The organism is Bradyrhizobium brasilense (assembly GCF_029714345.1).
Taxonomy (GTDB): Bacteria; Pseudomonadota; Alphaproteobacteria; order Rhizobiales; family Xanthobacteraceae; genus Bradyrhizobium; species Bradyrhizobium australafricanum.
Genome location: NZ_CP121669.1, coordinates 7,822,041 through 7,841,506, shown reverse-complemented (window position 1 = coordinate 7,841,506; position 19,466 = coordinate 7,822,041). Strand labels below are relative to the sequence as shown.

General features: G+C 65.6%; 23 protein-coding genes. 8 read left to right on the top strand and 15 right to left on the bottom strand.

From position 1 onward, the window contains the following. Position 1 precedes the first annotated feature (1 nt). From QA635_RS36205 to QA635_RS36195, 3 genes are all read left to right on the top strand, one after another. Positions 2 to 466, top strand: coding sequence for a GNAT family N-acetyltransferase (locus QA635_RS36205; RefSeq protein WP_283072033.1), 465 nt, complete (start codon positions 2 to 4; stop codon positions 464 to 466). A 96-nt stretch (positions 467 to 562) separates the two neighbouring features. Beyond that, complete coding sequence (locus tag QA635_RS36200; RefSeq protein ID WP_283064625.1) at positions 563 to 1,138, top strand: bifunctional transcriptional activator/DNA repair enzyme AdaA; 576 nt, start codon at positions 563 to 565, stop codon at positions 1,136 to 1,138. A gap of 19 nt (positions 1,139 to 1,157) precedes the next feature. Further along, positions 1,158 to 1,625 carry a PaaI family thioesterase gene (locus QA635_RS36195; protein ID WP_283064623.1) on the top strand — a complete coding sequence of 156 codons (468 nt, stop codon included), beginning with the start codon at positions 1,158 to 1,160 and terminating at the stop codon, positions 1,623 to 1,625. A 204-nt stretch (positions 1,626 to 1,829) separates the two neighbouring features. Here QA635_RS36195 and QA635_RS36190 read toward each other — a convergent pair whose 3' ends face one another. Next, entirely contained in the window at positions 1,830 to 2,357 is a 528-nt protein-coding gene (locus tag QA635_RS36190) for an ester cyclase (protein WP_168856535.1), read from the bottom strand. A gap of 248 nt (positions 2,358 to 2,605) precedes the next feature. Between QA635_RS36190 and QA635_RS36185 the strand changes: the two genes are divergently transcribed. Beyond that, positions 2,606 to 2,803 (top strand): hypothetical protein, encoded by a 198-nt coding sequence (locus tag QA635_RS36185; protein WP_076827533.1) that lies wholly within the window; start codon positions 2,606 to 2,608, stop codon positions 2,801 to 2,803. An 18-nt stretch (positions 2,804 to 2,821) separates the two neighbouring features. Here the strand turns inward: QA635_RS36185 and QA635_RS36180 are convergent, their stop codons facing one another. Both QA635_RS36180 and QA635_RS36175 read right to left on the bottom strand, forming a co-directional pair. Further along, positions 2,822 to 4,021 carry a hypothetical protein gene (locus QA635_RS36180; protein ID WP_283064620.1) on the bottom strand — a complete coding sequence of 400 codons (1,200 nt, stop codon included), beginning with the start codon at positions 4,019 to 4,021 and terminating at the stop codon, positions 2,822 to 2,824. Between the two features lie 108 nt (positions 4,022 to 4,129). Further along, positions 4,130 to 4,606 (bottom strand): MarR family winged helix-turn-helix transcriptional regulator, encoded by a 477-nt coding sequence (locus QA635_RS36175; RefSeq protein ID WP_283064618.1) that lies wholly within the window; start codon positions 4,604 to 4,606, stop codon positions 4,130 to 4,132. A gap of 98 nt (positions 4,607 to 4,704) precedes the next feature. On the opposite strand from QA635_RS36175, the gene QA635_RS36170 reads away from it, so the two are divergent. After that, positions 4,705 to 5,073: an antibiotic biosynthesis monooxygenase family protein gene (locus tag QA635_RS36170; protein ID WP_283064617.1), complete on the top strand. Its 369-nt coding sequence runs from the start codon at positions 4,705 to 4,707 to the stop codon at positions 5,071 to 5,073. Between the two features lie 31 nt (positions 5,074 to 5,104). Here the strand turns inward: QA635_RS36170 and QA635_RS36165 are convergent, their stop codons facing one another. The 3 genes from QA635_RS36165 to QA635_RS36155 form a co-directional block, all read right to left on the bottom strand. Next, positions 5,105 to 5,395 (bottom strand): hypothetical protein, encoded by a 291-nt coding sequence (locus QA635_RS36165; RefSeq protein ID WP_283064615.1) that lies wholly within the window; start codon positions 5,393 to 5,395, stop codon positions 5,105 to 5,107. A 90-nt stretch (positions 5,396 to 5,485) separates the two neighbouring features. After that, the gene (gene groL / locus QA635_RS36160; protein WP_038388056.1) at positions 5,486 to 7,132 is read right to left on the bottom strand and encodes a chaperonin GroEL; all 1,647 of its coding nucleotides are present in this window, start codon (positions 7,130 to 7,132) and stop codon (positions 5,486 to 5,488) included. A gap of 204 nt (positions 7,133 to 7,336) precedes the next feature. Then, positions 7,337 to 7,633 carry a co-chaperone GroES gene (locus QA635_RS36155; protein WP_018269780.1) on the bottom strand — a complete coding sequence of 99 codons (297 nt, stop codon included), beginning with the start codon at positions 7,631 to 7,633 and terminating at the stop codon, positions 7,337 to 7,339. 318 nt (positions 7,634 to 7,951) lie between these two features. Here QA635_RS36155 and QA635_RS36150 point away from each other — a divergent pair, with 318 nt between their 5' ends. Further along, on the top strand, positions 7,952 to 8,470 hold the full coding sequence (locus QA635_RS36150) for a hypothetical protein (RefSeq protein WP_026192247.1): 519 nt from the start codon (positions 7,952 to 7,954) through the stop codon (positions 8,468 to 8,470). Between the two features lie 231 nt (positions 8,471 to 8,701). On the opposite strand, the gene QA635_RS36145 is transcribed toward QA635_RS36150, so the two are convergent. The 3 genes from QA635_RS36145 to QA635_RS36135 form a co-directional block, all read right to left on the bottom strand. Further along, positions 8,702 to 8,965, bottom strand: a complete 264-nt coding sequence (locus QA635_RS36145) for a hypothetical protein (protein ID WP_283064612.1) — start codon at positions 8,963 to 8,965, stop codon at positions 8,702 to 8,704. A gap of 200 nt (positions 8,966 to 9,165) precedes the next feature. Then, positions 9,166 to 9,639 carry a hypothetical protein gene (locus tag QA635_RS36140; RefSeq protein ID WP_233475493.1) on the bottom strand — a complete coding sequence of 158 codons (474 nt, stop codon included), beginning with the start codon at positions 9,637 to 9,639 and terminating at the stop codon, positions 9,166 to 9,168. A 511-nt stretch (positions 9,640 to 10,150) separates the two neighbouring features. Next, positions 10,151 to 10,927 carry a protein phosphatase CheZ gene (locus QA635_RS36135; protein WP_283064604.1) on the bottom strand — a complete coding sequence of 259 codons (777 nt, stop codon included), beginning with the start codon at positions 10,925 to 10,927 and terminating at the stop codon, positions 10,151 to 10,153. A gap of 310 nt (positions 10,928 to 11,237) precedes the next feature. Between QA635_RS36135 and QA635_RS36130 the strand changes: the two genes are divergently transcribed. Further along, on the top strand, positions 11,238 to 12,044 hold the full coding sequence (locus QA635_RS36130) for a L,D-transpeptidase (protein WP_283064602.1): 807 nt from the start codon (positions 11,238 to 11,240) through the stop codon (positions 12,042 to 12,044). Positions 12,045 to 12,117: 73 nt separating this feature from the next. On the opposite strand, the gene QA635_RS36125 is transcribed toward QA635_RS36130, so the two are convergent. The 6 genes from QA635_RS36125 to QA635_RS36100 all read right to left on the bottom strand — a co-directional run bounded on the left by QA635_RS36125 (position 12,118) and on the right by QA635_RS36100 (position 18,279). Next, a complete protein-coding gene (locus QA635_RS36125; protein WP_283064600.1) occupies positions 12,118 to 12,969 on the bottom strand; it encodes a DUF2076 domain-containing protein in 852 nt (283 codons plus the stop codon). 129 nt (positions 12,970 to 13,098) lie between these two features. Further along, positions 13,099 to 13,941, bottom strand: coding sequence for a ChbG/HpnK family deacetylase (locus QA635_RS36120; protein ID WP_283064599.1), 843 nt, complete (start codon positions 13,939 to 13,941; stop codon positions 13,099 to 13,101). After that, the gene (locus tag QA635_RS36115; RefSeq protein WP_283064597.1) at positions 13,938 to 14,984 is read right to left on the bottom strand and encodes a glycosyltransferase family 2 protein; all 1,047 of its coding nucleotides are present in this window, start codon (positions 14,982 to 14,984) and stop codon (positions 13,938 to 13,940) included. The genes QA635_RS36120 and QA635_RS36115 overlap by 4 nt, the downstream gene beginning before the upstream one ends. A gap of 141 nt (positions 14,985 to 15,125) precedes the next feature. Beyond that, positions 15,126 to 16,103, bottom strand: coding sequence for an ATP phosphoribosyltransferase (gene hisG / locus QA635_RS36110; protein ID WP_092086859.1), 978 nt, complete (start codon positions 16,101 to 16,103; stop codon positions 15,126 to 15,128). After that, positions 16,100 to 17,269, bottom strand: coding sequence for an ATP phosphoribosyltransferase regulatory subunit (locus tag QA635_RS36105; RefSeq protein ID WP_283064593.1), 1,170 nt, complete (start codon positions 17,267 to 17,269; stop codon positions 16,100 to 16,102). Before QA635_RS36105 ends, hisG begins: the two co-directional genes overlap by 4 nt. Before the next feature lie 263 nt (positions 17,270 to 17,532). Continuing rightward, the gene (locus tag QA635_RS36100; protein ID WP_283064592.1) at positions 17,533 to 18,279 is read right to left on the bottom strand and encodes a 16S rRNA (uracil(1498)-N(3))-methyltransferase; all 747 of its coding nucleotides are present in this window, start codon (positions 18,277 to 18,279) and stop codon (positions 17,533 to 17,535) included. A 449-nt stretch (positions 18,280 to 18,728) separates the two neighbouring features. Here QA635_RS36100 and QA635_RS36095 point away from each other — a divergent pair, with 449 nt between their 5' ends. After that, on the top strand, positions 18,729 to 19,463 hold the full coding sequence (locus QA635_RS36095) for a hypothetical protein (RefSeq protein WP_283064590.1): 735 nt from the start codon (positions 18,729 to 18,731) through the stop codon (positions 19,461 to 19,463). The last annotated feature ends 3 nt before the right edge of the window (positions 19,464 to 19,466 follow it).

Below are 19,466 nucleotides of genomic sequence, written 5' to 3'. Positions count from 1 at the left end.
GATGCACAAGCCCGAGATCAGCATCGGCCCCGAAGACCCTAGGCAGCCGGAGGTCCGGCAGTTGATCGCCCTCTCTGACGCCTATCTGGAGGCATTGTATCCGCCTGACAGCAATCATCTGGTCGACGTCATCGCGCTCACCGCCCCCGGCGCGGTGTTTCTAGTCGCGCGGCGTGACAGTGAGGCGCTTGGCTCGATCGCGTTCCGGATCATCGCGCCTGACCATGCCGAGATGAAGCGGATGTTCGTGCGTGCCGAGGCGCGCGGATACGGGCTCGGCCGCCGGCTGCTCGACGCGCTGGAAGATGTGGCGCGCAGCCGGCAGATCGCGCGCATCAGCCTGGAGACCGGAATCCGGCAGCCGGAGGCGATCGCGCTCTATCGCTCCGCCGGCTATCGGAATTGCCCGCCGTTCGGCGGCTACGCGTCCGATCCGCTCAGCCTGTTCATGACCAAGCGTCTCTGATCGCAGCAAGCATTCGCTTGGGGGCGGCGGTCGTTTCCGGACGTCGTCCCCGCAAAGCGGGTCGTCGCGGCGCGCGGGCGGGGCTATAGCGGTCGCATGCTCGATTTCGCCGCACAATATGCAGCCTTTCAGCGCCGCGACCCGGCCTGGGACGGCGTCGTGTTCGTCGCGGTCAAGACCACCGGTGTGTATTGCCGCCCGGTCTGCCGGGCACGCACGCCGCTCGCGCGCAATGTGCGGTTCTATGGCAGCGCGGCATCGGCCGAGCGTGCTGGCTTCAGGCCCTGCCTGCGCTGCCGTCCCGAGGCGGCGCCGTTCTGCCCGGCCTGGAAAGGCACCAGGACCACCGTCGAGCGCGCCCTGGCGCTGATCGAGGAAGGCGCGCTCGACCGCGGCAATGTCGAAGCGTTGGCGGGGCGGCTCGGCGTCGGCGCGCGGCATCTATCGCGTCTGTTCGCCGAGCATCTCGATGCCTCGCCGCTCCAGGTCGCGCTGTCGCTGCGCGTGCAGCGCGCCAAGCGCCTGATCGACGGCAGCGAGCTGCCGCTTGCGTTGGTGGCGCAGCATGCCGGCTTCTCCAGCGCGCGGCGCATGAATGCCGCATTCGCAAAACTCTACGGCCGCTCCGCCGCGTCGCTGCGGCGCAAGCGGCCTGCCGTCACGATGCAATAAACCCCGGTGGAGATCGGCAATGGCCAAGAGCTACGGCACCGTCAGTGCGGAACAGAAGCTTAAGATGAGCGGCCTCGCATTCGTGCAGGGTCTTGTCAGCGGCGCATTGCCGCTCAACACCATCGCGCGGACACTCGGCTATGACGTCGCCGAGGCCGAGCGCGGCCGCGTCGTCGTCACGCTGGTGCCGACCGACGCGCATCTCAATCCGGCGGGCACCGTGCATGGCGGCCTCACCGCGACGCTGCTCGACAGCTGCATGGGGCTTGCGGTGCAGTCGACGCTCGATGCCGGCACCAGCCAGACCACGCTCGAGTTCAAGATCTCGCTGGTGCGTCCGATCACGCCCGACACTGGTCCGATCAGGGCGGAAGGCAATGTGCTCAATTGCGGCCGTCGCATCGGCACCGCCGAAGGCAGGGTCACCGACGAGCAGGGCCGGCTGCTCGCCCACGGCACGACGACGTGCCTGATCTTCCCGTCTTGACGCAAATTGCGGCCGCGAGACCGCGCCGGCGCTGCATCGGGAGATGCGATGCCGGCGCAGCAATATTGGAATGCCTCCGGCAAGCCTGCGGCTTAGAGACCTTCAAGTTCACCGCGCCGATCGATTGCGTTACCCGAACGCGCAGCAAGCGCGTTCGGGTAGTCATGATGCGATCGTCGATGGAGCCATGCACTCCGGCCGTGCTCAGCGCGGCCCCTCCGGATATCCCGGCATGTTGTTCCAGCCGTCGGGCAGCTCGCCGCCCGGCCGCGACGCGGCGCCGTCGCTTTCGGGCAAACGAATGAGGCCGAGCTGAAGCATGGCGGTGATTGCATCTTCCTGTCCGAGCTCTTCGGCGATCCGTCCGTCCTGCACGCGCAGCACGGTGGTGCCGGCGAACGTCATCTTGCGGCCGGAGGCTGCGGGAAGCGAGCCGAGGCGGAAGTCGCTGAACGCAGGTCCTGTGTGCGTGCCGCCGCCTTCCCAGCGGCCGACGACGAGATCGCCTTCCGCGACGAGATCGCCGACGCCCCAGAAATTGAGATCCGGAAAGGCTTCGCGAAATTCGGTCATGAACTGCGTGACCGCGGCGCGGCCCTTCTTCGGTTCGTGCATCGGGTAGTGCACGACGATGTCTGCTGTCGCGAGCTCGTTGATGATGCGCGGATTCCAGGGGTTGCCCCAGAACTCCTTGAACCACCGGCCTACGACGTTCTTGTTTTCCTCTGACATCTCTTCGTCTCCATTTGCGCGTTGCCGGTATCGCGACCGGCGTTCTCTCGATGCGCGCAGTGAACATTTGGAGGCGTGTCTCGCACCACCCGATTTCAGATCGGGCGAGCGATCGAGTTTCAGACGAGATTCCGCTGTGTCGATATGGCGCTTAGCACCGCTTCTCGAGCGTCGTCGCGGAATCGGGAAGCGGGTGGTTCGCGGAAGACGAATGCGAGAATCTGATTGCGATCACGCAGGAGAACATCATGCGCAACTTCGATGCGATCGCCGCGCTGCGTGGCGATGGACTTCGTCCCGAGCTACGGGCGCTGCTCGATCGCGCTGCGATCGAGCCTCGTTCTGAATTGTTCGTCAGAAGCGACGGGATGCTTCAGTCCGGTCCGGACGCCACCCCGAAGGCGGTCCGCGACAACGTCGTGCCGCTGAAGACGAAGGCGGCCTAACTCACGACAGCGGCGGCCTTACCGCCACACCGACTTGTCGGCGTCCCAGCGCTGGCCCTTGAACTCCTTGAGCAGCGCGTCGATTGCGCCGTTGTCGTCCCTGGTCTCGCTGCCTTCCTCGTCGCTGCTGGAATCGTCGGACAGATTCAGCTTGGCGCCGGCGCTGTCGTCCGATGTCGAGACGGTGGGGCTCGAGACCCACAGCATCAGCCGGTCAGAGCTTCCGGGCTTGTCGGGCGAGACCAGGGCAGTGACCTCGTAATTCTGGGTGAGGCCGAGCGCCGGGTAAATCGTGCTGGGCCGCTTCAGCACCAGCTTGAGCTTGCCGGTGTTCGCGTTCCACGTCGCTGAGGCGGGCTTTGCGGCAAGCGTCTTCGCCAGCACGCCCGCGATCGCCGATGCCAGCTTGTCCTTGTTGATCTTGTCGCCCTCGCGCCAATCGGCGGCAGCAAAGCGGATGGTGCGGTCCATTTCGACCACGCCGCTGGTCCAGCCGGCAGCGGTCACGCCGGGCGCGGATTTCGCCTTGGCGAGCAGCGCGCCGGCGTGCTCGGGATCGACGGTGAGGTTGATGGTCTGCTCGCCGGAGCGCATCGCATCGCAGGTCACCGCAAGGCTGGAGGTGCCGATCTCGACCGCCTCGCCCTTCAGGCTCTTGAGGAAATCCGCCGCCGCATCGAGCTTCACCCGCACACCGATCGATTCCGGCGAAACGTCGGTGAAATCCTTCGGCTGCGGCGTGATGCCGTCCTCGGTGGCCTGGTTGTCCTGGAATTCCTTCTCGCTGAGATCGGAATTGTCCGTCGAGGCGACCTCGGTCACGGTCTGGCCGATCGTGATCTGGCCGCGGAACTCAAAGCCGTCGCCGGTTTGCTTGCGGTTCAGCTTGATGGTGACCGGCTGCTTGTCGGCGACGCTCTGGGCGGTGCCGGAAAGCGTCTGGCCGCTGACGGTCAGGTTGGCGACGAAGCGGTCCTTGCGGTCGGAGCTCTTGTCGGCGGGATAGCAGACGTCGAGCACGGCCGCGGTCACGGTCTTGCCCTGGCGGGTTTCCTTCAGGACGACGTCGGCATTGCCGTCCATCAGGCCGTCGATCGAGGTGAAATAGCGCGTCTCGGGGCCATTGGCGGGAGCCGACTTCGATTGCAGCTTCATCTGGGCGAGGGCAGGCGCCGAGGTGACGGCAAGACCGAGCAGCAGGAGCGGGAGCGCGCGCATACGATAAGTCCTCGAAGGGCAGAATCGGTTCCGTCGTAACTAGCAAACCTCCATGTCATTGGCCAAAAAAGAAGGCCGCCTAACGGCGGCCTCGCGCCGCGATCGCGGTCATGTGCGTTCGTCAGGTTCCTCGCCGCTCTCCAGTCGGCCGCGCAGCACCGTCACGACCCGGCTCACGGTTTCGAGGTCCTTCATCGACAGCCCGTCGGCGAGGCCGTTCACCCAGGGCAGCTGCAGGCGCATGGCCGCGTCGAAGCTTTGCCGCCCCTTGGCGGTCAGCACCACGAGCTGGGCGCGGCGGTGATGCGGGTTGGTCTCGAAGCTGACGAGCCCGTCCCGTTCGAGGTCGTTGACGATCCGCTGCACGTTCTGTCTGGCAGCGCCGAGGTCGCGCGCCAGCCATGCGACCGGTTGCGGGCGCTCGGCGGCGACGATGGCGCCGAGGATCTGCCAGCGCGCGCTGGTCAGCCCGAGCCCGACCACCAGCCGGTCGCCTGATGTGAACAGCAGGCTGTTGAGCCTGAACAGGTCGGGAATCAGGGTGCTCAGGGCTTCGCCCGCCGGCGTTCGTTTTGCATTCGGCATTTGTCACCATGCAACCGTATTGACATCATAATGTCAATTTCTATATGTATCCATCGGAACGTAATGACATCATAACACCATATCGAACGGAGCCAACCATGCCGCAGATGCGCCCCCTGGACCCCGCTTTCCCGATCGACCGCCAGCTCGCGGTCGAGGCCAGCAACGTCGTGCTCGTCAACCTCTTCACGCTCGATGCTGCCGACGAGGACACCTTTCTCAAGGCCTGGCAGGACGACGCCGCCATCATGAAGCGGCAGCCGGGCTTCATCTCGACCCAGCTGCACCGCGCGCTCGGCGAGAGCCCGGCCTATCTGAACTACGCGGTCTGGGAATCGACTGCCGCCTTCCGCGCCGCCTTCGTGAACCCCGAGTTCAGGGCCAAGCTCTCGGCCTATCCGGCCTCGGCGGTGGCCTCGCCGCACCTGTTCCAGAAGGTGGCGGTGGCTGACATCTGCGTCGCGTAACGGACTGTCAGGCCGTCGCGTCAAGGATCGCTCAGCTGTGCACGAGGATGCCAACCCCAAGCGTGGAAGCAGCGGCCAGAAACGAGATGTCCAGAAATCGCAACGGCGCTTTTGGACGATGACCGGCAGAACCCGAAATGACGTAATAGACGCCATAACCCGCGCTGAGGACGACAAACGTCAGCGTTTGCCTAAGCCAGAACGTCAAGACGACCGCAAGATCATCGATGCTGTCCAGAGCATAGGCGCCGAGCGCAAGCAGCGCGCCGATCGCGTAGAACAGCACGAGCGTCAACGTCAGTGATTTGGCGTCGCGGGACATCAGATGATCCTTGCATCCCGATCGTAATCAAACGGCAAAAAAGAAGGCCGCCCGGAGGCGGCCTTCGATCTCGATAGGGATGGGGGAGGCTTAGAAGCCGCCCATGCCGCCCATTCCACCCATGCCGCCGCCGCCCGGCATTGCCGGCGCCGCGTCCTTTGGCAGTTCGGCGACCATGGCTTCGGTGGTCACGAGCAGACCGGCCACGGAGGAGGCGTCCTGCAAGGCGGTGCGCACCACCTTTGCGGGGTCGATGATGCCCTTGTCGACCATGTCGACATAGTCCTCGGTCTGGGCGTCGAAGCCGAAGGTCTCCGACTTGTTCTCGAGGATCTTGCCGACCACGATCGAGCCCTCGACACCGGCGTTCTCCGAGATCTGGCGGACCGGAGCTTCGAGCGCCTTGAGCACGATGTTGATGCCGGCCTGGACGTCGGCATTCGGGTTGGTGAGCCGGCCGACCGCCTTCTTGGCGCGCAGCAGCGCGACGCCGCCGCCTGGCACGATGCCTTCCTGCACCGCGGCGCGGGTCGCGTTCAGCGCGTCCTCGACACGGTCCTTCTTCTCCTTGACCTCGACCTCGGTCGCACCGCCGACCTTGATGACGGCAACGCCGCCGGCGAGCTTGGCGAGGCGCTCCTGCAGCTTCTCACGGTCGTAGTCCGAGGTGGTCTCCTCGATCTGCGCCTTGATCTGGCCAACGCGGGCGTCGATGTCCTTCTTCTTGCCGGCGCCCTTGACGATCGTGGTGTTCTCCTTGTCGATCACGATCTTGCCGGCGCGGCCGAGCATGTTGATCGTGACGCTCTCGAGCTTCATGCCGAGGTCGTCGGAGATCAGCTGACCGCCGGTCAGGATCGCGATGTCCTCCAGCATCGCCTTGCGGCGATCGCCGAAGCCCGGCGCCTTGACGGCGGCGACCTTGAGCCCGCCGCGCAGGCGGTTGACGACCAGGGTCGCCAGCGCCTCGCCCTCGACGTCCTCGGCGAGGATCAAGAGCGGACGGCCCGACTGCACCACGGCTTCCAGCACCGGCAGCATGGACTGCAGGCCGGACAGCTTCTTCTCGTGCAGCAGGATGTAGGCATCCTCGAGCTCGGCGGTCATCTTCTCGGCGTTGGTGATGAAGTAGGGGCTGAGGTAGCCGCGGTCGAACTTCATGCCCTCGACGATATCGACCTCGGTCTCGAGCGACTTGTTCTCCTCGACGGTGATCACGCCCTCGTTGCCGACCTTCTGCATCGCCTGCGCGATCATCTTGCCGATCGCGGCATCGCCATTGGCCGAGATGGTGCCGACCTGGGCGACTTCGGACGAGGAGGCGACCGGCTTGGCGCGCTTCTCGATGTCCTTGATCACGGCCGCGACCGCGGTGTCGATGCCGCGCTTGAGGTCCATCGGGTTCATGCCGGCGGCGACCGACTTGGCGCCCTCGCGGACGATGGCCTGCGCCAGCACGGTCGCGGTGGTGGTGCCGTCACCGGCAGTGTCGTTGGTCTTGGAGGCGACCTCGCGCAGCATCTGCGCACCCATGTTCTCGAACTTGTCGTCGAGCTCGATCTCCTTGGCGACGGTGACGCCGTCCTTGGTGATGCGGGGAGCGCCGAAGCTCTTCTCGATGACGACGTTGCGGCCCTTGGGGCCGAGCGTCACCTTCACAGCGTTGGCGAGCACGTCGACACCGCGCAGCATGCGGTCGCGGGCCTCTCCGGCGAATTTTACGTCCTTGGCAGCCATTGATTTGAACTCCTGGAATGTTTCGATGCGGGCGCCGGCATCTGCGCTCGTCATTGCCGGGCGAAAGCACGAAGTGCGTCTTCGTGCCAGATGACCCGGCAATCCATCGTCCTTGCGAGAAATCTTGCGAAGATTGATGGATGCCCGGGTCAAGCCCGGGCATGACAGCAGAGGGTGCGGCGGGTTCTGGAATTGCCGGCCCTATTACGCCAGCACGCCCATGATGTCGGACTCCTTCATGATCAGGAGTTCCTGGTTGTCGAGCTTGACCTCGGTGCCCGACCATTTGCCGAACAGCACGCGGTCGCCGACCTTGAGGTCGATCGGGATCAGCTTGCCGGCCTCGTCGCGGCCACCCGGGCCGACGGCGACGATCTCGCCCTGGGACGGCTTCTCCTTCGCCGAGTCCGGAATGATGATGCCGCCCTTGGATTTCTCCTCGGCATCGATACGCTTGACCACGACGCGGTCGTGCAGGGGGCGGAAGGTGGATTTAGCCATGACGTTCCCTCTTGGAGGCTCGGTTTCAGGTCCGGTTCATCGGGACCGGCGTTGGATGCCGGCCCGGTCGGCGCTGGGCAGGACGCCCGACGCTCTTAGCAATCGTGGTGCGAGAGTGCTAATGGTGGGCCGGGAAATATGGCTTGGCGCAGTTTCTGTCAAGCAAACGGGTTAAGGCCTTGGTGAGGCCAATATAGGATGGTGGACCAGAAACCAAATCGTAGCGATGACGTAATTTTGTCAGACGTCATTGCTCCGTCTTAAGTTTTACGCTTGGCTGCAGGACGGGTGCGGCCGGGACATAGTCGGGGGATGCATATGATCAGGTCATTCAACGCGCGATTGGTCGCACGGTTCGCGGCTGTTTCGGCGCTGACGACACTCTTGGGGGCGTGCGGCAGCATGAGCCTGCCGTCGTTGTCGTCGAACCCTGAGCCGGCGCCAGCCGAGCCGGGGGTCGCCCCCGAAATGCCCGCGAGCATCCGCGCCGACGAGATCGTCGGCCGCTGGGGTCTCGCCTCGTTCCAGAATCCCGCCGATCGCGCCCGCACCGAGGCCGCCGCGCGCGGCCAGTGCAAGCAGCCTTACGTGATCGGCGCCGGCCAGAACGGCGGCGTCATCATGCATCTGGCCGACCAGGCCACCCCGCAGGAACTGCGGCTGAAGGGTTCCCCGAGCGGCAAGAACTATATCGGCCCGCCAGGACCGACGCCCGGCGAGCAGGACCGCGAGATCGTCTCGTTCGACGGCCGCGTCATGATCACCCGCTTCGTCGACAAGGACGCCGGGGTCCGCTACGGCAACATGGTCTATGTCCGCTGCGCGCCAAGGGCGTAACGGCGGGACTTCGAGCTATCCGCCGACATAGCGCCGCAAAGTCGGCGCACCTCTCCCCCTGTGGGAGAGGTCGGATTGCATCGTCAGATGCAATCCGGGTGAGGGGTCTCTCTTCGCGAGTGACCCTTTCGAGATTTGAGTAGGCGGCGACAACCCCTCATCCGGCGCGGATTGCATCCGCGCCACCTTCTCCCACAAGGGGAGAAGGGAAGGAGACCCGAAAACGCGGCCTTATCGCCGCACGCCAACCCGATTGACGCCGCCATTCAGGTTGCCGCCCGCATTGTGACGGACCGCAGCGCGCGCCACCGGACGAGGCCTGAGCACAACGCCCGCCCGCGCCACGCAACCCTGCGGATAACCGACATACGTGCAGTAAACCACGGCCTTGGCCGGTGCCGGAGTGAGCGCGACACCTGCTGCCCCAAGCATGAGGCTGGCCACGATCCCCGTAACTGTCACCGACCCGGTGGAAAGAATCTTCGTCCGATGCATGGTGATCCTCCTCATCGCAGGCGAACCGAAAGGTGCCGAGCCGCTTCGGGCGCGGTCCAACATATGCGTGGCAAGGGTCAGGTGATGTTGACGTAGATCAACGCTGGACGTGTCCCGTCGCCATGCGAGATCGTCCGCTTCTCCACGAAGTCAAAAGGGCGGCTCGTTGAGCCGCCCTCTGCGATGCCGTTGCCCTGACGTCACTGACAGACGTACATGCGGCCGTCAGCCATCTTGGTCATCGTGCCAGGCTCGCAGCCGATACCATTGGCTGCCTTGTACTCCGTCCATCCGGCATATCCGTAATACGGACTGATCCTTTGGTAGGCTCGTGCCGGATAGTAGGGCTGGCCAAAGTAGGGATCCGTCTGGGCGGCGTACGAATTGGTCCAATCGTTTGTGCCCCAGCCGGAATAGGCCGGCGCAGTAGCGGCAGCCGTGGCGACCGCTGCCGTAGCGGCGATCCCCGCGCCGTATCCGTACGCGGCGCGCCGGGTCTGCCGACGCGCAACGCCCGCGACGCTCACGGGCGTCAGCGGTCGGCCCACACGCGCCTGGGCGCTTTCGACCGAAGCCGAAATGTCGCCCTGCTCGGACCAGGTGACGGAGAACAGTGTCGCACAAACGAAAGTCGAGAGCGCAATTGCGGTATTCCTGACAATTCCTTGCGTCATGTTCAATCTCCAGTGTTGAGTACTCCGGTGGCTCCCCCCAAAATCAGTGATCCGATAACAAGGCGTACGCGATCAGCGCGAATGCAAGAAATCCGCCGCTGATCGTCACAGCTACAAAAGACGGCCTCGCGCTTCGGCAGCGTGCGAGAGATGGCAGTCCGCCCTCGTTGGATACGCACGGTGAGCAGCCGCGAACCTGTGATTGTGTGATGAGTGGACGTGCAAGCCCCATGCGGGGACGACCGGATTTACTCCGGAAGTCCCATGCCACCGGCACCCAATGTTGGCTCCCGGCATACGCATGACAATTTCCCCTCACGCACAGTATGCGTCAGCGATGCCAAAGCTGCCAGTAACTTTCCAATTGCCGCAATTGGCACAAACTGCATGTGGTGGCTGCGATTGAGGCGGTCCGTCTATTTTCGGTGACCCGCTGCGAGCGCTGGACCGCGGCTCAAACAAAAACGCCGGCCCTCGAGGCCGGCGTTTTGTATTCTGCCGATGCGATCGCTCAGTTGAACATCGCGTCGATATCGTCCTGCGAGGCGTGGCCGGCGTCGCCGTCGAGCTTCGGGCCGTTGAGCAGGCGGGCATCGCCTTCGCGGGTGTCGACGATCGCAGGGACGTGGGTCTTGATCGCGTCGACGCCGCCCCAGATGTTCATCATCTCGTTGATGTGCTGTTCGATGAACTTCATGGTCTGCATCACCTTGCTGATACGCTGGCCGGTGAGGTCCTGGAAGTTGCAGGCCTCGAAGATCGAGACCACGCGCTCCTGAATATCTTCGCTGAGCCGCTTCTGCTGGTCGGGCGTGACGTTGTTGGCCAGCGCGGTCGCGGCCTGGTCGATCGCCTCCACCGCCTCGAGGATCTGCTGGGTGGCCTGTTCAGTGCCGCCGACCACGGCGCCGAGCTCGCCATTGACCTTGGCCATCTCCTCGCCGTTGAAGCTCTTGCCGTGCAGCACGGCGATCTCGCGCTTGGTGCGGCTGATCGCGTCGTGGATCAGGTCGAGCTCGACCTTGAGCTTCTCGCACTGTTCGACCTGCGCACGGTAGGTCTCGAGCAGCGCGTGGGTCTCGGCGACTTCGCGGGCGACCGCGGCATCGACGCTGTCGCCGGTGCGCTGTGCCGGTGCTGCGGCCATCTGGGCGCGGATCGAGCGAAGCTCGGCCATGATCTCGCGATGCATCGGACCGAGATCGGCGCCGCTGGAAACATCCGGCTCCGGCATCACAGCCTCGCCCATCGCCTGCTCGACACGAAAACGCTTGCGCTTCACTGACATGATTTTCATTCCCGCCCCTTCACTGAAGTCCGTTCTAGACAGAGCGGATTTAACGTCAGGTTCACGCCGGAACTGTTTGCGCGGATAGCGCGCAAGCGCGGCGCTACCGGCGATTAACCATGTCGCCGCGCCGTTCACGCAAAATAAACGCTGTCACGGAAAACCGCGCTCCATTGCTGGCGTGGTGAATCGAAACGGCCGATCCGTTTACCAAACCGATGCGGTTTTCATCGCTTATTGACCACGTGCAACGGCGCAAAGTCGGCGCCTCGCGCATCACGTCACGACGAAACCAGTACAGAGTACGTCGATGTTCAGGAAAACCACGCTTGCGCTGCTCGCCGGCGCGTCTTCTCTTATTGCTGTTCCCCATCATGCCATGGCAATCGACGCGGCAGCGCCCGCCGGGCCCGCCGTCATCTATGCCAATCAGGGCGCTCCGCAGCCGCCGATGCGAACCGCCTATGTGCAGCCGCAGCGCTCCAACATGGGCGGCGGCTTCATCGAATTCCTGTTCGGCGATGCGCCGTCGTCGCAGGGCTATTCGCCGCAGCCGATGTATCAGCAGCAGCCCGGCTATTACGGCAACCGTCAGCTGCCGCCGATTGATCCGCAGCAGCAGATGCTGCGGCAGCAGGAAGAGGCCGCGGGCGATCCGGCGCAGCGCCCGTTCGATCCGAGATACGAGAAGCAGCTGGTCGACTATAGCGGCAGGGAAAGCGCCGGCACCATCGTCGTCGATACGCCGAACAAGTTTCTCTATCTGGTGCAGGGCGACGGCCGCGCGCTGCGCTACGGCATCGGCGTCGGCCGGCCCGGCTTCACCTGGGCCGGCGTGAAGACGATCTCGGCGAAGAAGGAGTGGCCGGCCTGGACGCCGCCGCCGGAAATGCTGGCGCGCCGTCCCGACCTGCCGCGGCACATGGAAGGCGGCCCGGAAAATCCGCTCGGCGCCCGCGCGATGTATCTCGGCTCCTCGCTCTACCGCATCCACGGCTCCAACGAGCCCTGGACGATCGGCACCAACGTCTCATCCGGCTGCATCCGGATGCGCAACGAGGACGTCATCGACCTCTACGGCCGCGTCAATGTCGGCGCCAGGGTCGTGGTGATGTGAAGTTGTAGTCCCGATTGATCAAATGAAAACGGCCGCTCGATGAGAGCGGCCGTTTGTGTTTCAGGTGACACGCTTACGCGTAATTGCTGTCGTCACCGTCTCCGCCGCCGTCGAAGCCGTCGTCATCATTGTCGAAGTCGTCGGCGTCTTGATCATCGTCACTGTCCTGGTCGGCCTGCGCCTGGTCGAACGCGCCGGCGCGCGAGCCGCTGTCGCGGTTGGAGCCGATGTCGTTGACCCCGGCGTCACGCGCGAGGTCGCTCGACGACTGATCGCCACCCCAGGGACGCGAACCGCCGCCGAGGCCGCCGGCATCGGCCATCGACTGGTGGCTGCCGCCACCCATCATGCCGCGGATGCTGGAGAGCAACAGTCCGCCGCCGACCACGCCGGCCGCGGCCGCCGCCGCCGTGCCGAGGAACGAGCCGCCACCGCCACCCGGCGCGCCGCCGAGCGCCGGCGGCTGCGGGCCGCCATAGCCCTGGCCGTAGGGTTGCGCGGGCTGGCCGTATTGCTGGCCATAGCCGCCGCCGGCCTGCTGCATCGCCTGGCCCGAGTTCCAGACCGGGCGGCTGCCCGGATCGCGGCCGCCCATGTCGGGCGCCCGCACCGGCGGCACCGAACCATGCTGTTGGCCCTGTCCGCCGAAGATCGCATCGCGCATCGAATCGAGGAAACCGCCGCCCTGCTGCTGGGCTCCCTGCTGCTGGCCGACCGCGGCCTCGAGTTCCTGGATCCGGTCATGGGCGCGCTTCAGCGCCTCGTCCTGAACCAGCGCGGTCTGCACCAGCGCGTAGACCGCATTCGGCGCGCTGCGCAGGCCTTGCACGATCGCGGACATGGCCTCGCCGTCGCGCGGGGCATTCTCCAGCTTGGCGAGCCGGTCGAAGAGATCGTCGATCAGTTGGCGTTCTTGCGGTGTCATGGCGTTCTCCATCGCGCCGATCGAATCGGCGCGTCCGGGATGTATGACGGGGTTTGTGGCGCAAGGAGTGGGGGCCAGAATTAAATTTATGTATGCGACAATACGACCGACGGCTTTTCGTGAACCCTATCAGGCCAGTGTAACTTTATTCAGGGCCAGCAGCGCGGGGAAATCGTCGCCTGCGAGATAGGCATGCTCGGTCTCGCGCTGCGTCGTCAGCGGGTCGAGGCTCTTCAGCGTTTCGTCGACGAAACCGGGATGGCACATCACGAGCCCGTCCTCGGGCATGCCGTCGAGGAAGCCCTGCATCAGCGCCGCGAAATCATTGCCGCGCGTAAAATCATAGGCGCCGGCGAAGGCCGGATTGAACCGCAGGCCGGCTCGCTGTGCCTTGATCCGGAATTGCGTGCTGAGCACGTTCAGCACCAGCGCCTTCGGCGCCGCCAGCTGGCGCGCCAGCGGGCCTTCGCGGCCGCACTGCCGCACCCAGGCGCCCGGCGCGCGCTCCTTCACGGCGCGCAGGAAGCCGTCGCGCACCTGCGGGAACAGCTGCGCGTGCTGATGACCATCAACGAAGTCGGGTGCGCGGCCGAACAGATCATGGAAGGCGTCGAACTGCGCCAGCACCTCGGCATGGACCAGTTCGGCGTCGAGCCGATGCATCAGCCCGGCGCGCAGCAGCCGCGGGAAGGGCAGGAACATGTCGCCGTCGAGCGGGCGGAAATGCATTGTCAGCGGCCGGAACGGCGCGGTCAGCGTCACATGCAGCCCGATCGCGCAGCGCGGGCTGCTCGCCACCGATGCCGTGAGTGCGCTGGCCGCATCGCGGCCGATCGCCGGCGTCACCGTCATCACCGACGTCGCATTGAGGCGGCCGCGCTCGATCAGGTCGCGGATCGCGCGGTTGACGCCGTCGCTCAAGCCATAATCGTCAGCACACAGCCAAATCCGGCGCGGCGTATCGGTGTTCATTCCGCGGCGGTCCGCTCGGAGGCATTTTGCGCCGCGCCGCCGTCGGCGTGCTTCTCGGTGTGCTCGGCGACGAAGTAGATCGGCCGTGCCTTCAGCTCGGAGAGGATCTTGCCGATATATTCGCCGACGATGCCGATCATGATCAGCTGCACGCCGCCGATCGTCATCATGCCGATCATCAGCGACGGATAGCCGGGGACCTGCTTGCCGGTGGTCAGCACTTCCCACAGGATCGAGAGGCCGAACAGGAACGCCACGCCGGCGAGCAGCGCGCCGAGCAGGCTGGCGAAGCGCAGCGGCGCCACCGAGAACGAGGTCAGGCCCTCGATCGACAGACCGATCAGCCGGCCGGCATTGAAGGTGGTGACGCCATGCGCGCGCGGCGCCGGCTCGTAGTCAACGCGGATCTGCCGGAAGCCGATCCAGCTGGCGAGGCCCTTGAAGAAGCGGTTGCGCTCCGGCAATTGCCGCAGCGCCGCGGCCGCGCGCGGCGACAGCAGACGGAAGTCGCCGGCATCCTCCGGGATCTGCTGCCGGGCGCCCCAGTTGATCAGCGCGTAGAAGCCGCGCACGGCCAGCCGCCGCGCGGCCGATTCATTGTCGCGATGCGCCTTCGCCGTGTAGACCACGTCATAGCCGTCATCGATCCAGTGCGCGACCAGTTGCTCCACCAGCGTCGGCGGATGCTGGCCGTCGCCATCCATGAACAGCACCGCGCCGCGGCGGGCGTGGTCGAGGCCGGCCATCAGCGCCGCCTCCTTGCCGAAATTGCGCGACAGCGACACCACCTGCAGGTCGAGCCCGTCGGCGGGCAGGCCGCGCGCGATCGTCAGCGTGTTGTCCGCGCTGCCGTCATCGACATAGATCACCTCGCAGGCGAGGCCATAGCGGGCGCGCAGCGTCTTGGCGAGGTTGATCAGCCGCTCATGCAACGCAGCAAGCCCGGCCGCCTCGTTGTAGACGGGCACGACGATCGACAGACCCTGCGCGGCGGCGGTTTTGGCGGTCGTGGTCAGGCTGGAAACGTCAGAGCCCAGCATCATCGGTCAGGTTCCAGAACTAGAGCGTTTTCGAGCGAAATGGCCTTCCGCCTCGCACGAAGACACCGCGTCAAAACGAGAGATCCCTCGAACACAATATGGTACCGCAGGGTAGCTGTCGCCAACATGAACGGCGTGGCCGCCTCATTGTCGCAGGAACGCCTCGAGCCTGGCGAACAGCGGGTTCTCGCGGTCGAACACATAGTCCAGCGACACCACCGACACGGTTTCGGCGCCGTGCTCGCGCAGGAAGCTACCGAGCGCGTAGAGCTTGCCCGGTGGGCAGTGCAGCGTAAGCATGCCCGACGAGGTCGGGCCGCCGAACGGGGCGACCACGCCGAAGCGGTTATGCGCCTCGGAGAGCAGCGCATCGTTGCACCCGGCGAAGCGGGTGCGGACCTCGCGATACTTGCTGGCGCGGGCGCGCGCCGCGATGTGGTCGAGGATCACGCGCGCGGTCTCGCGGGCGCCCTTCGACCAATCGGCATCCTTCGACGCCACCAGATTGGCCTGGCTGCGCAGCATGACGCCGTCGTCGAGCACCTTGAGCCCGTTGGCGGCGAGCGTCGCCCCTGTCGTCGTGATATCGACGATCAGTTCGGCGGTTCCGGCGGCGGGCGCGCCCTCGGTGGCGCCGGCGCTTTCGACGATGCGGTAGTCGCCGACGCCGTGTTTGGCAAAGAAGCCGCGCGTCAGATTGATGTATTTGGTCGCCACCCGCATGCGGTGATTGTGCTGTTCGCGGAAGCCCGATGCGACGTCGTCGAGATCGGCCATGGTGCGGACGTCGATCCAGGCCTGCGGCACCGCGACCACGACATTGGCAAAGCCGAAGCCGAGGCCTTCGATCATCAGCACGCGCTTGTCGGCATCGGGAATGCTCTCGCGCACCAGGTCTTCGCCGGTGACGCCGAGATGCACCGAGCCGCGGGCCAGATTGGCCGCGATCTCGCTCGCCGAGAGATAGGCGATCTCGACATTGTCGACGCCGGCGATGGTGCCGCGATAGTCGCGGGCGCCGCCGGCCTTCGACAAGGTCAGCCCGGCGCGGGCGAAGAAGCTTTCGGCGTTTTCCTGCAGCCGCCCCTTGGAGGGAACGGCGACGACGAAGGGCGTGCTCATTGGGCGGCTCCGAAGGAGGAGGTGGCCTGGCCATGCCGGGTCATCGCCTCGATCCAGACCGAGAAGCCGACTGCAGGGATCGGGCTCGCCGAGCCGAGCTGCGTCATCAGCCCGTCATAGCGCCCGCCGGCGACCAGCGGCTCGGCGCCGTTGCCCTTGGCGTGCAGCTCGAACTCGAAGCCGGTGTAGTAGTCGAGGCCGCGGCCGAACGCGGTGGAGAACCGGGTCTTTCGGATGTCGATGCCGCGCGCGGCCATGAAGCCGATCCGGCTCTCGAGTTGGTCGATCGCGGCGGCAAGGTCCAGCTTGGCCTCGCCAGCCAGCGCGCGCAATTGCGCGACCGCGTCGTCGGGATCGCCCGCAATCGCCAGGAAGCGCTTGATGGTCGCGACCGCATCGCGCGGCAGCGCGCCGCCCTTCAGCGTCGATTGCTCGAGGAAACGGTCGGCGATCTCGGCCACCGTGCGGCCGCCCACATTAGTGGTGCCGGCGATCGACATCAGATCGGTGACCAGCGCCAGCGCCGCCTTGCGGTCGGAGCCGGCCAGCGCAGCGAGCACGCCCTCATATTCGTTGCGGCCCGGTGCCGTCTTGAGCGTCAGCTGCTCGATGTCGTCGGTCAGCGAGACCTTGCGGTTGAAGTCCTTGATCAGCCGGCGCCGCCACACCGGATAGAGGTCGAGCGCATCGATCAGCGCGTTGAACAGCGCGACGTCGCCGGTGCGGATCTCGACGTCCTTCAACCCGAACGCCGTGGTCGCCTCCAGCGCCAGCGCCAGCATCTCGGCATCGGCCGCGGCGCGATCCTGCCGTCCGAACGATTCGATGCCGGCCTGCAGGAACTGGCTCGGCGCGCCGCCGCGATAACGGAACACCGGGCCGAGATAGCTGAAGCCGGCGGGCCGGCCGGCGCGGGCGGAGGCGAGGTAGTCGCGCGCCACGGGGATCGTGAGGTCCGGGCGCAGGCAGAGCTCCTCGCCGCCCGGGTCGGTCGTCAGGTACAGGCTCTTGCGGATGTCCTCGCCGGAGAGATCGAGGAACGGCTCGGCCGGCTGCAGGATCGCGGGCTCGGACCTCTGATAGCCGGCCTGCGCGAACGAGGCCAGCAGCGCATCCGCCCAAACGGCGGATCCGGCGGCGGATCGTGGTGCGGCAGCTTCGGTCATCTCGACGTCCAATTCGCTCCGGACCAGGTTCCGGTGCGGGTTCCAAGGGTGGTTCGGGGCAGCCATTACCATGGCCGGATCGGGGTTTCGACAGCGATCGGCCAAGTGGCTTAATGATTGCGTGCGTTAACGATTTTACGACGGCTTGGCTAGGGGCAGATGTTCCCCACAATCGGTGGCGTAGCCCGGATGTAGCGCAGCGAAATCCGGGGCATCTCGCGGCGTTGAAAGGTTTCCCCGGATTGCGCTGCGCTTCATCCGGGCTACGCCCGCCAATCCCCCAGAGCCGCCTGCACCAGCGCCAGCGCGGCGACGGCGGCGGTGTCGGCGCGCAGGATGCGCGGACCGAGGGCGAGGCGGAGGATGGCGGGCTGGCGCAGCAGCAGCGCGCGCTCCTCCTCGGCAAAGCCGCCTTCCGGGCCGATCAGGACATCGATCCCGGCATTCGCAGCCGTTGCCGCCGCCAGCGCCTGCACCGGGCTTTCAACCTCGGCCGCCTCGTCGCAAAACACCAGCAGCCGCGCCGGGTCGCGGCCCGCCAGGAAACGTTCGAGGGGCAGGGGGTCGGCGACTTCGGCGAGCGAGATGATCCCGCATTGCTCGGCGGCCTCGACCGCATTGGCGCGCATCCGCTCGCCGTTGACCCGCGACACCTGGGTGAAGCGGGTCAGCACCGGCACGAGCCGCGCGGCGCCCATCTCGACTGCCTTCTGCACCATGTAGTCGAGCCGCGCATGCTTCAGCGGCGCGAACACATAGGTGACGTCGGGCAGGCGGTCCTGCGCGCGGGTCTGTGCCGCGACCGTCAGCATGTCGGCCCGCTTGCGGCCGGAAATCTCCGCGCGCCATTCGCCGTCACGTCCGTTGAACACCAGCACGCTGTCGCCGGCGCCGAGCCGCAGCACGTTGCCGAGATAGTTGCTCTGATCGCGTTCGAGCGGAACGGTTGCGCCGGCGCCGAGCGGGGCGTCGACAAACAGGCGGGGGCTGCGGAAATCGAGTTCAGGCATATCCGAGGCGGCTTCAGTGCGGTGTGGCCAGTTTACCAAACTGCGCGACACCGTAATCCCGCGGACTCCTCAGGAACTCGCCAGCCAGGTAATATTGAGCGTCGATATATTGCTTCTGTCACCAAGTCATTTCTTTAGTCCAAGGGGCCGCTTGCACGCGGTCCCTTTTGCTGTTCGGTCGCCCGCGGCGTCGGCCCATAAATCCAAACCGGGGCCTTGCCAAAAATCCTGTTCAGGCAAATTTGATGGTCCATTTTACCGCCGTTCGTAGCCTAAAGGCTTAGAATCGGGGAACAATTTAATGTGGCCGGTGTGGCCCTACGCCGCGCTGTCGCCCAAATCCACGGGTTGTTAAGGCCTCACAGGAATCGTAAAACGCCCCCAAAATTCGTTGCTTCGTTTTTGTTGCGCTGGGGTTGCCTGGACCTTTTGCCGGAGAAACACCCTCGATGATCCGCCGTCTGATCGTGCTGACCGTTGCTGCGACCGCCCTGTCCGCGGGGCAGGCCGCTGCCCAGAGCGCTTTTCCGGCACCGCTGCCCAATCAGCAAGGGAAGGCCGGCACCGCCTCGGATCCCGCATTTCCGCCGGTCAATGGTATGCGTCCAAGCCAGGCCGGAACCGCCTCCGATTCCGCATTCCCGCCGGTCAACGGCGCGCCGGCGGCCAGGGTCGGTACCACGCCGTCGGCATTTCCGAGCAGTGGCGCGGCCCCCATCGCCGGCGGCGGGCTGTCGTCGCCGCCCCCGCCGGGTGCGGGTGGTGGTGGTGCCGCCGACGCCTGCATGAAGAATTTCACTCCGCTGCGCGAGGATGCGGAGAAGCGCGGCAAGGCGATCAAGGCGGCGAGCGATCGCCACGCCAGCCCCCAAGAGGCCTGCAAGCTGATCGGCAATTACAGCCAGGCCGAGATCAAGATGATCAAATATGTCGACACCAACGCGCAGAAGTGCGGAATTCCGCCGCAGATCTCCGACCAGCTCAAGGCCGGGCACAAGAATACCGAAGCGCTGCTGAAGAAGGTCTGCAATGTCGCGGAGCAGGCGGCGGCGCAGCCGCGTGGGCCTGCGGGGCCGAGCTTGAGCGACGTGCTCGGTTCGTCCGCCTCGCTGCCGGAAGCGACGCCGACCAAGAAGGGCGGCAGCACCTTCGATACGCTGAACGGCAACGTCCTCACCCGTTGATGG

What these genes read in the sequence shown, in the direction of transcription:
- QA635_RS36205 (WP_283072033.1), top strand. Translation starts at nt 2, where the DNA reads ATGCACAAGCCCGAGATCAGCATCGGCCCCGAAGACCCTAGGCAGCCG.
- QA635_RS36200 (WP_283064625.1), top strand. Translation starts at nt 563, where the DNA reads ATGCTCGATTTCGCCGCACAATATGCAGCCTTTCAGCGCCGCGACCCG.
- QA635_RS36195 (WP_283064623.1), top strand. Translation starts at nt 1,158, where the DNA reads ATGGCCAAGAGCTACGGCACCGTCAGTGCGGAACAGAAGCTTAAGATG.
- QA635_RS36190 (WP_168856535.1), bottom strand. Translation starts at nt 2,357, where the DNA reads ATGTCAGAGGAAAACAAGAACGTCGTAGGCCGGTGGTTCAAGGAGTTC.
- QA635_RS36185 (WP_076827533.1), top strand. Translation starts at nt 2,606, where the DNA reads ATGCGCAACTTCGATGCGATCGCCGCGCTGCGTGGCGATGGACTTCGT.
- QA635_RS36180 (WP_283064620.1), bottom strand. Translation starts at nt 4,021, where the DNA reads ATGCGCGCGCTCCCGCTCCTGCTGCTCGGTCTTGCCGTCACCTCGGCG.
- QA635_RS36175 (WP_283064618.1), bottom strand. Translation starts at nt 4,606, where the DNA reads ATGCCGAATGCAAAACGAACGCCGGCGGGCGAAGCCCTGAGCACCCTG.
- QA635_RS36170 (WP_283064617.1), top strand. Translation starts at nt 4,705, where the DNA reads ATGCCGCAGATGCGCCCCCTGGACCCCGCTTTCCCGATCGACCGCCAG.
- QA635_RS36165 (WP_283064615.1), bottom strand. Translation starts at nt 5,395, where the DNA reads ATGTCCCGCGACGCCAAATCACTGACGTTGACGCTCGTGCTGTTCTAC.
- groL (WP_038388056.1), bottom strand. Translation starts at nt 7,132, where the DNA reads ATGGCTGCCAAGGACGTAAAATTCGCCGGAGAGGCCCGCGACCGCATG.
- QA635_RS36155 (WP_018269780.1), bottom strand. Translation starts at nt 7,633, where the DNA reads ATGGCTAAATCCACCTTCCGCCCCCTGCACGACCGCGTCGTGGTCAAG.
- QA635_RS36150 (WP_026192247.1), top strand. Translation starts at nt 7,952, where the DNA reads ATGATCAGGTCATTCAACGCGCGATTGGTCGCACGGTTCGCGGCTGTT.
- QA635_RS36145 (WP_283064612.1), bottom strand. Translation starts at nt 8,965, where the DNA reads ATGCATCGGACGAAGATTCTTTCCACCGGGTCGGTGACAGTTACGGGG.
- QA635_RS36140 (WP_233475493.1), bottom strand. Translation starts at nt 9,639, where the DNA reads ATGACGCAAGGAATTGTCAGGAATACCGCAATTGCGCTCTCGACTTTC.
- QA635_RS36135 (WP_283064604.1), bottom strand. Translation starts at nt 10,927, where the DNA reads ATGTCAGTGAAGCGCAAGCGTTTTCGTGTCGAGCAGGCGATGGGCGAG.
- QA635_RS36130 (WP_283064602.1), top strand. Translation starts at nt 11,238, where the DNA reads ATGTTCAGGAAAACCACGCTTGCGCTGCTCGCCGGCGCGTCTTCTCTT.
- QA635_RS36125 (WP_283064600.1), bottom strand. Translation starts at nt 12,969, where the DNA reads ATGACACCGCAAGAACGCCAACTGATCGACGATCTCTTCGACCGGCTC.
- QA635_RS36120 (WP_283064599.1), bottom strand. Translation starts at nt 13,941, where the DNA reads ATGAACACCGATACGCCGCGCCGGATTTGGCTGTGTGCTGACGATTAT.
- QA635_RS36115 (WP_283064597.1), bottom strand. Translation starts at nt 14,984, where the DNA reads ATGATGCTGGGCTCTGACGTTTCCAGCCTGACCACGACCGCCAAAACC.
- hisG (WP_092086859.1), bottom strand. Translation starts at nt 16,103, where the DNA reads ATGAGCACGCCCTTCGTCGTCGCCGTTCCCTCCAAGGGGCGGCTGCAG.
- QA635_RS36105 (WP_283064593.1), bottom strand. Translation starts at nt 17,269, where the DNA reads ATGACCGAAGCTGCCGCACCACGATCCGCCGCCGGATCCGCCGTTTGG.
- QA635_RS36100 (WP_283064592.1), bottom strand. Translation starts at nt 18,279, where the DNA reads ATGCCTGAACTCGATTTCCGCAGCCCCCGCCTGTTTGTCGACGCCCCG.
- QA635_RS36095 (WP_283064590.1), top strand. Translation starts at nt 18,729, where the DNA reads ATGATCCGCCGTCTGATCGTGCTGACCGTTGCTGCGACCGCCCTGTCC.